Genomic DNA, 7,771 nt, shown 5'->3' with positions numbered 1-7,771 from the left:
GTGATCGTCGGCGCGCCGGTCAGCAGGGTGGTGGTGGACCCCTGCTCAGTCGTGGCCGTGGCCGTGCCGCTGACGCTCAGGGCCGCCAGGTCCGTGAAGGTCATCCCCTCGATATTGGCGCCGTTGACCGAGAGACCGGGCGAGATCGTGCGGATCAGGCTGGCGCTCGAGCCCGAGGCGTCCAGCTGGAAGACGTAGATGACGTCATTGTTGTCGCTGCCGCTGAGCGCCTCTTCCTCGCTCTCGATATAGATCTGGCGCGTGCTCTGATCGAACGCCATGTCGCCCGGATAGAACAGGTTGCCGCCCGGCAGTCCGGTCAGCGTCACCTTGACCGCCGTACCGTCCGTGGCGTTTCCGCTGACCCACCAGAGGGCGTTGTCGTTGGCGTCGTAATATTCGGGGTGAGCGCTTCCGGCTATGTAAGGCGACTTCGAATGGGTCGTGAAATAGACCCGATCGGTGCTCTCATCGACCTCGACGTCGATGATCAGGCCGTCGGCCATCGTGGTGTCGTTGAACTGGGCGTCGGAGACCAGGGCGGTCACCACGTTCGGAGCGGCGAGATCCAGGCGGAACAGGCCCACCGATACGCCGTCGACCCGCTCGCTGTAGAACATCCGACCGCCCGCGACGATCGAGTAGTCGATCGCGAAATCCTGCGGATCGAGCACGAAGTAGCCGCCCTCGTTCGCCCGGTCGTCGGTGACGGCCGTCGTCAGGAAGCCGTCGTCGGTGATCGCGCCCGTCAGGGGATCGTAGCTGTAGACCCTGATGCCGCTGTTGGCGCCGACCGGCGGCACGTTGCCGTCCTGATAGCCGGCATAGATCTTGTGGTTGATCGGATCGAGTTCGATCGTGTTGACGATGATGTTGTTGGGGAAGTCGACCACCATGACGGGCGCGGCCGAGCTGCCGATCGCGCCCCGCACGAGGATGGCGTTGTTGTCCAGCGAACTGCTGTTGATGGCGAAATAGAAGCCCGCCGCGGTGTCCACGGCGAGATCGGACATGAACGAGCTGGGGACCTTGTCGTCGCCGACGCCCACTGAGCCGTTGCTGATGACGATGGTGCTGACGGTGCTGTCGTCATTGACCCGCGCGACGCGAGTGTCGGCGTCGCCGCCTTCGGTGGTGTACCACAACTGGCCGGAAAACGGCATGGATCGGTCCCTTTACCTAGGCCATCCGCGCGCGCAAGCCGGCGCACGAGAGAGGACCTCGGGGCGCGCGCCCCGTATGAAATCGTTGAAGAGCAGGCTGGGGGCGCGGCGCCGCGCCACACGATGCGAAGGTTGGGAGTCCGCGCGTGCGGAACGGTAATCTCGCGAAGTGCCCCCGTGCTCCCTCTTCGCTCTAGTGAAACTCTGAACGCAACCTTAACGGGGAGTCTCAAGCGACACAAGCGAACATACGCTGATCGGCGAACAGCGTTCTCCTATCTATTGTGCAGCTCAGGATAGTGAGTTAGGACAGGGACAATCGCGAGGCGGGGGGCGCCTATTCTTGATCAAGGTTAAGACGCGAGCGCGACTCAAGGTTTAGTTTCCTAGTCGCGCGCTTCAAGCTTGCGCTTTAAAGACTCTTGGGAGCGAGGGAAAACAACCATGGCCGAGCCTTATATTGGTGAAATCCGCATGTTCGGGGGCAACTTCGCTCCCCTGGGTTGGGCGATGTGCGACGGAGCGCAACTGGCGATCTCGGAAAACGACACGCTGTACGCCCTGATCGGCACCACCTACGGCGGCGATGGCCAGGTCACCTTCAACCTCCCCGACCTGCGCGGCCGGGTTCCCTCCCACCAGGGCTCGAAGAACGGCCAGACCTACGTCATCGGCCAGTCGACCGGCCTCGAAAGCGTCTCCCTGGCGCCCAACCAGCTGCCGGCTCACCCCCACCCGATCTTCGCCTCCTCGACGGCGGGCACGGTCGGCGTCCCCACCGCCCAGACGATGATTTCCGACCAGGGACCGGCCGGGACAGGCATCTTCGCCTACACGCCGTACAGCGCGTCGAACGAGCAGGTCGCCCTGAGCGCCGCATCGACGACGTCCGCCGGCGGCGGCCAGCCGCACAACAACATGCAGCCCTATCTGGGCATCAATTTCATCATCGCGCTGGCCGGCATTTTCCCGCCGCAGAACTGACCCGTGTCTCGCCCGAAAGATCTTCCGGAGACTCCAAGAGATGAGTGATCAATACCTCGCAGAGATTCGCATTTTCGGCTTCGGCTTCGCTCCGAGGGGCTGGGCGTTGTGCGCCGGCCAGACCATGGCGATCCAACAGAACACCGCGCTGTTCTCGCTGCTGGGAACCACCTACGGCGGCAACGGCACCTCGACCTTCGCCCTGCCCAATCTGATCGGCAACATTCCGATCCATATCGGCCGCAGCCAGCCGGGACCCGGCCTGTCGGTCTACGATCTCGGAGAGACCGGCGGCACGACGACCGTGACCATCCTCTCCGAAGAGATGGCGATGCACAGCCACTCGCCGATGGCCACCACGGCGACCGGGACCGTCTCGGCCTCGTCCGGAAATCAGCTCGCCAAGGCGTTCGAAGGCAATCTTCAGGGCAACACCCAGGGCCTGGTCTACAGCCCCGTCGGCACGCCGCTCACGCAACTGCCGAACCAGTGCATCGGCGCCCTGGGCGGCAACCAACCGCACAACAACATGATGCCGACGCTTTTCCTGAACTACTGCATCGCCCTGCAGGGCGCCTTCCCCGCTCGCAACTGACCCACCACGAGGAGCACGACTCATGAGCATGCAATACCTCGGCGAGGTGCGGATCATGTCCTTCCCCTACGCACCGAAATACTGGGCCATGTGCAACGGCCAGATCATGTCCATCGCCCAGAACCAGGCGCTGTTCTCGCTGCTGGGCACCACCTACGGCGGCAACGGATCAACGACCTTCGCCCTGCCGGATCTGCGGACAATGGTCCCGGGCGGCATGGGCCAGGGCGCCCCACAGGGCGCGATCACGGGCGAGTACACGCACACCTTGCTGCAGACCGAAATCCCGCTGCACACCCACTTCCTGAAGGCCGACGCCACCGCGGCGGGCGGCTCCAACGGCAACTTCCCGTCGCCGGGCAACAGCCTCGGACAGAACGGCAGCAGCTCCAGCTCGGGCACCGCTCCGGCCTTCAACCTGTACAGCACCGTGACGACGCCCATCGCGCCCCTGGCGCAGCAGGCGCTGAGCGGAGGGGGCGCCAACCAGCCGCACGAGAACCGTCAGCCGTTCCTGGTGCTGAACGTCTGCATCGCCCTGTCGGGGATCTTCCCCTCGCGGAACTAGGCGTTCGGGTTCGTGGCGTGGCTTTAGTTGAAGACGGCCTGATAGTCCTGTCGCCCCGGCGCGGGCGTGTGGACGGGGATCAGGTACAGTTCGTACGCGGCTCCCCCCTCGGGGATGATCGTGTGCATACCCTCGGCGAGCACATCGCCGGGGGGACCGCTGAAGATCAGCACGAAGGGCTCGAAGGCCAGCTCGGCATGGCCCGGCTGGTTCTCGAACCGATCGACCTCGCGCAACGACAAGACATGGTGGCCGCCTTCGACGCGGAACGACGCCCCCAGGTGCGGGGCGAAGGTGTCTGCGGTCAGGGCGACGAAATCGGCGGCCATGGAATCCCTCGGGGCAGAATCGAAGCGGGGCCATTATGACGACCTCGCCACCTGAACGGGAAGACCCTGCCGCATCGCGTCCGCCAGAGGCAAGCGCTCCAGTCCGCTTCGCCCTGCGTCCCGAGGTCGAGGCCGACGCCCCCTTCCGGCTGGCCCTGTTTCGCGCGTCCCGCGGACCTGGATGGGACCGGCTCCCCCTGCCCGCCGACATGCTGACCAAGATCATGGAGCAGCAGTTCCACGCCCAGACCCAGGGCTACCGCGCGGCCTACCCCCAGGCCCGGCTCGAGATCGTCACGATCGACGCCGCGCCGGTCGGGCGACTGGCCACCCATCGGGGGTCCGACGCCCTGCACCTGGTCGACATCGCCCTGCTGCCCGAGCAGCGCGGCCAGGGGATCGGCGACGCGATCCTGCGGGCCTTGATGGGCGAGGCGGCCGACGCCGGGACACCGGTGACCTTGCAGGTGGACCGCGCCAACCTGGCGGCCCAACGGCTCTATCATCGGCTGGGCTTCGTCCTGACGGCGGAGAACGAGACCCACCTGACCCTGCGCTGGCCCGCGCCGCCCCTCAAGGCGGCAAGCTCGACTTGATCCAGGCATGGTGCGCGGCTGGACGCGATCGACCCGAACGGGACCGCGGCATTGGTGTTCGGCGACCTGCCCGCCAGACCGCTGTCCAGAAAAGTCCGCGACTTCATCGAGCGCCGCCAGATCCGAGACGCCCCCTTGACGGGTATCGAAGGAAAAATTCTCGTACAGCGAGTGATCGAGCCGGTCCAAACCCGATCGAACCACTACCCCGATCCGCTTCCAACTTGGCGGCGCCCGAGGGATTTCTTGCCGACGCTCACATAACACTGTTCGAACACTTCGTTGCCGCAAATAAAGACGCCACTCAAGGATAATAAAAAGACAAAGACCAAATAAGGACTGATCAATATAGCAAGGACAAACACCCTTTTCGCCAAGGCTTCCAACGCGTAATGTCAAGCCATGTCGAGGGGCGCTTCGACCCAAAATCAGAATGCCTGCCGCGAGAGGGGCCAATGAACGGTCACGTTCCAACGTCTCCATTGCGCGGCGCCGACGATTCAACGCCGAACTTTCAAAGCCCGACCAGAAAGCGTCTGCGGCGCGAAGCCGTGATCGACCACCGCCAAGACCCCAGCGAAGAACAGTCAGCGAGCGTCGAATGAAGCGGGCCTTGGTCATCGGGTCGGAAGGCAATATCGGCAAGCCCCTGACCGCGCATCTGCGCGCCCAGGGCTGGAAGGTTCTGTGCGCCGACATCAAGCCCGGCTGGCGCAAGGACTATCTGCAGGTCGACATCAACCAGCCGGCCGACCTGATGCCGACCCTGAGCTGGAAGCCGGACGTGATCTTCGCCCTGGCCGCCGTGGTCAGCCGGGTGACCTGCGAACAGGCCTCCAGCCTGGCGGTGAGCACCAACCTGGGCGGGCTGAACAACGTGGTGCTGCTGGCCCAGGCCGCCGACGCCAAGCTGGTCTATTTCTCGACCTCCGAGGTCTACGGCCCCACCGACGGACCGATGGACGAGAGGACGGTTCCCCGCCCCAACAACCGTTACGGCCTGACCAAGCTCCTGGGCGAGCAACTGGTCGACTACGAGGTCGCCCAGCACGGCCTGAGCGCGGTCACCCTGCGGCCGTTCATGATCTATGACGAGAACGAGGAGTTCGGCGATCATCGCTCGGCGATGATCCGCTTCGCCCACAACCTGGCGCGCGGCCGCCCGATCGAGGTGCACCGCGGCAGCGCCCGCGGCTGGCTGCACATCTCCGACGCCGTCCGCGCCATCGAAGCCGCCGCCGGCGTCGAGGAGCACGCGGTGATCAACATAGGCCACCCGGACGTGGCGTCGATCGAGGCCCTGGCCGAGGGCCTCCGCGCCCGCCTGAACGCCGCGCCGTCGCTGATCAGGCTGAACGACCTGCCGGCTCGGATGACCGCCGCCAAGCGACCCAGCCTGACCCGCATGCGCGACCTGCTGGGCGTGACGCCAAAGGTGTCGCTGGACGAGGGCCTGGACCGCGTCGTGGCGCGGGTGCGCGCCCGGCTCGCCCAAGTTCAATCGGAGCCGTGGATCGTGAACGACGACGGACCCCGGCGGGAGGACGCCGCCGGTGACCCCGCCGACGATTTCGCCGTGTCGCGCGCGGCGACCGGGACCCGCCCATGWAGGACACCCACGACCAGCCCCGGCCGCCGCTGCCGAGCCACGACGTGTCGCGTGACGAAGCGCCCGAGGACCCGGGGTCCGGCGGGCAGCGTCCGCTGCGCATCCTGCTGGCCTGCAACTACGATCCCGCCAACGCCGCCACGGTCTGCGACCACATCAACGCCTTCGCCCGCTACTCGCGCCACGAGATCCGCGTGCTGTCGCGGGTCGGTGAGATCTTCGACGGCGTGGCCCTGGAGTCGTTCGACGCGGTCGTGATCCACTATTCGCTGTTCCTGGCGATCGAGAGTTTCGTCGGCCCGCGCTCGCGCCGGACCCTGGCCGCGTTCCAAGGCGTCAAGGCGGTGTTCATCCAGGACGAATACCGCTTCGTGAACGCCACGCTCGAAGCGCTGGAGGCCTGCGGCGTGGACCTGGTCTTCACCTGCCTGGGACCGGCGGAGGCCGAGCGGATCTATGGCGGCGCGCCCCGGCGGCGCACCCAGCAGGTGCTGACCGGCTACGTGCCCCACTGGCTGACCCACTACCCGCCCATTCCCCTGGCGGCCCGCAAGACCATGGTCGGCTATCGCGGCCGGACCTATCCGGCCTGGCACGGCGAACAGGGGCGCGAGAAGATCCGGATCGGCAAGCTGTTCCGGCGCGACGCCAGGCGGTTCGGCATCTCGACCGACATCGCCTGGTCGGAACACAGCCGCCTCTACGGCCGCGACTGGGTGAAGTTCATCCGAAGCTGCCAGGCCGTTCTGGCCGTGGAGAGCGGGGCCAGCGTCTTCGACTTCGACGGCGCGGTGGCCGCCCGCACCGAAAGCTTCGCCGCCCTGATCGAGCGCCCCCATCCGATCCCCGCCCTGGCCAGGAAGCCGTCCTACGAGATGTTGCGCGACCGGTTCTTCGCGGGGCGCGAGGACCAGATCGACATCGCCCAGATCTCGCCCCGGATCTTCGAGGCGATCGCCCTGCGCACCCTGATCATCGCCTATCCAGGTCGCTATTCGGGCGTGCTGGAGCCATGGCGGCACTATGTCCCGCTCGACAAGGACCACGGCAACATGGCGGAGGTCGCGGCCGTGCTGCGCGATCCCGAGCGGGTCGCCGAGATCATCACCAACGCCTATGCCGAGATCGCCCTCAATCCGGCCTACGGCTACGGGGCGATGATCGACGTGTTCGACGCGCGGATCACCGAGATCGCCCTGGGACGACCGCGCGCGGTCGCCAGCGAACGCGCCGACGCCAAGTTCCGCAAGACCTTCCCGTTCCTGGCGATCGACAACCCGCACGACATCCGCCCTCCCGGCCGGATCCGGGGGCGGGTGCGCGCCGCCGTCCGCCGCCTGGGACTAGAAGGCCTCGCGCGCCGCCTGATGAGGCGGTGAGCGCCTAGTCGACGCCGATCCAGCGCCGCAGCAAGGGCAGGCGCGCGATGGCGCCCAATCGGCGCCTGAGCACCGGCGCCTTGAGCAGGCGCGACTCGACGATGATCACCCCCCAGGCGCCCCAGTCGCGCAGGCGCAGGAACAGCCGAAGCCCCCACCCGCGCCTCACGCCAGCACCGCGTCGGTGATCTCGGCCACCACCGTCCGCCAGCTGTAGCGACCGGAGGCCACGATCTCGTCGTGGGCGCGATCGACCATCGCCTGGGCGTGTTGCGGATCTTGGCTGCAATCGAGGGCTGCCTCGATATCTGACAGATCGCGACGCACGGGCTGGTAGTGGGTCCCGGCCTCCAGCACGCCGCTATAGTCGCCCTCCACCAGCACCTGGAAGGTTCGGGTCGCCACGGCCTCGAGGTGGCGCGGCGACATCGCGCGGATCTCGGTCCGCGGCGCGAGATCGCTGGTCGGCGGTCGCCCCGCCGGATCGACCACAGACGAGCCGCCCTCGACCCCGACCACCGCCCGACTGGCCCCCAGCAGGCGGATCC

General features: G+C 66.7%; 8 protein-coding genes and 2 pseudogenes. 6 read left to right on the top strand and 4 right to left on the bottom strand.

Translation table 11 applies throughout. From position 1 onward, the window contains the following. Window positions 1-1,163: pseudogene (locus AC1DZ6_RS14135) on the bottom strand (hemolysin-type calcium-binding protein); the annotation flags it as partial. A gap of 444 nt (window positions 1,164-1,607) precedes the next feature. Here AC1DZ6_RS14135 and AC1DZ6_RS14130 point away from each other — a divergent pair. The 3 genes from AC1DZ6_RS14130 to AC1DZ6_RS14120 are packed head-to-tail and all read left to right on the top strand — an operon-like array spanning window position 1,608 to window position 3,310. Continuing rightward, a complete protein-coding gene (locus AC1DZ6_RS14130; RefSeq protein WP_477097797.1) occupies window positions 1,608-2,147 on the top strand; it encodes a phage tail protein in 540 nt (179 codons plus the stop codon). Between the two features lie 40 nt (window positions 2,148-2,187). Further along, window positions 2,188-2,742, top strand: coding sequence for a phage tail protein (locus tag AC1DZ6_RS14125; RefSeq protein WP_477097796.1), 555 nt, complete (start codon window positions 2,188-2,190; stop codon window positions 2,740-2,742). A gap of 22 nt (window positions 2,743-2,764) precedes the next feature. Continuing rightward, window positions 2,765-3,310 carry a phage tail protein gene (locus AC1DZ6_RS14120; protein WP_477097795.1) on the top strand — a complete coding sequence of 182 codons (546 nt, stop codon included), beginning with the start codon at window positions 2,765-2,767 and terminating at the stop codon, window positions 3,308-3,310. A 23-nt stretch (window positions 3,311-3,333) separates the two neighbouring features. On the opposite strand, the gene AC1DZ6_RS14115 is transcribed toward AC1DZ6_RS14120, so the two are convergent. Beyond that, window positions 3,334-3,639, bottom strand: a complete 306-nt coding sequence (locus AC1DZ6_RS14115) for a DUF6916 family protein (protein ID WP_477097794.1) — start codon at window positions 3,637-3,639, stop codon at window positions 3,334-3,336. A 209-nt stretch (window positions 3,640-3,848) separates the two neighbouring features. On the opposite strand from AC1DZ6_RS14115, the gene AC1DZ6_RS14110 reads away from it, so the two are divergent. From AC1DZ6_RS14110 to AC1DZ6_RS14100, 3 genes are all read left to right on the top strand, one after another. Continuing rightward, window positions 3,849-4,235 carry a GNAT family N-acetyltransferase gene (locus tag AC1DZ6_RS14110; RefSeq protein WP_477097793.1) on the top strand — a complete coding sequence of 129 codons (387 nt, stop codon included), beginning with the start codon at window positions 3,849-3,851 and terminating at the stop codon, window positions 4,233-4,235. Window positions 4,236-4,836: 601 nt separating this feature from the next. Next, window positions 4,837-6,102 carry an NAD-dependent epimerase/dehydratase family protein gene (locus AC1DZ6_RS14105; RefSeq protein ID WP_477097792.1) on the top strand — a complete coding sequence of 422 codons (1,266 nt, stop codon included), beginning with the start codon at window positions 4,837-4,839 and terminating at the stop codon, window positions 6,100-6,102. After that, a complete protein-coding gene (locus tag AC1DZ6_RS14100) occupies window positions 6,039-7,223 on the top strand; it encodes a hypothetical protein (protein ID WP_477097791.1) in 1,185 nt (394 codons plus the stop codon). Before AC1DZ6_RS14105 ends, AC1DZ6_RS14100 begins: the two co-directional genes overlap by 64 nt. 4 nt (window positions 7,224-7,227) lie before the next feature. Here AC1DZ6_RS14100 and AC1DZ6_RS14095 read toward each other — a convergent pair whose 3' ends face one another. Together AC1DZ6_RS14095 and AC1DZ6_RS14090 are read right to left on the bottom strand one after the other, a co-directional pair. Next, a complete protein-coding gene (locus AC1DZ6_RS14095) occupies window positions 7,228-7,392 on the bottom strand; it encodes a hypothetical protein (protein WP_477097790.1) in 165 nt (54 codons plus the stop codon). Beyond that, window positions 7,389-7,771, bottom strand: a pseudogene (locus AC1DZ6_RS14090) (hypothetical protein); the annotation flags it as partial. The pseudogene AC1DZ6_RS14090 and the gene AC1DZ6_RS14095, both read right to left, overlap by 4 nt.

This window comes from Caulobacter sp. P1_B12_2 (genome assembly GCF_056406675.1).
Note: the sequence above shows the minus strand (reverse complement) of the source record. Positions and strands in the feature narration are given on the sequence as shown.

Bases quoted from the DNA above. Each gene is read 5' to 3' on its own strand.
- AC1DZ6_RS14130 (WP_477097797.1), top strand. From the start codon at position 1,608: ATGGCCGAGCCTTATATTGGTGAAATCCGCATGTTCGGGGGCAACTTC.
- AC1DZ6_RS14125 (WP_477097796.1), top strand. From the start codon at position 2,188: ATGAGTGATCAATACCTCGCAGAGATTCGCATTTTCGGCTTCGGCTTC.
- AC1DZ6_RS14120 (WP_477097795.1), top strand. From the start codon at position 2,765: ATGAGCATGCAATACCTCGGCGAGGTGCGGATCATGTCCTTCCCCTAC.
- AC1DZ6_RS14115 (WP_477097794.1), bottom strand. From the start codon at position 3,639: ATGGCCGCCGATTTCGTCGCCCTGACCGCAGACACCTTCGCCCCGCAC.
- AC1DZ6_RS14110 (WP_477097793.1), top strand. From the start codon at position 3,849: ATGCTGACCAAGATCATGGAGCAGCAGTTCCACGCCCAGACCCAGGGC.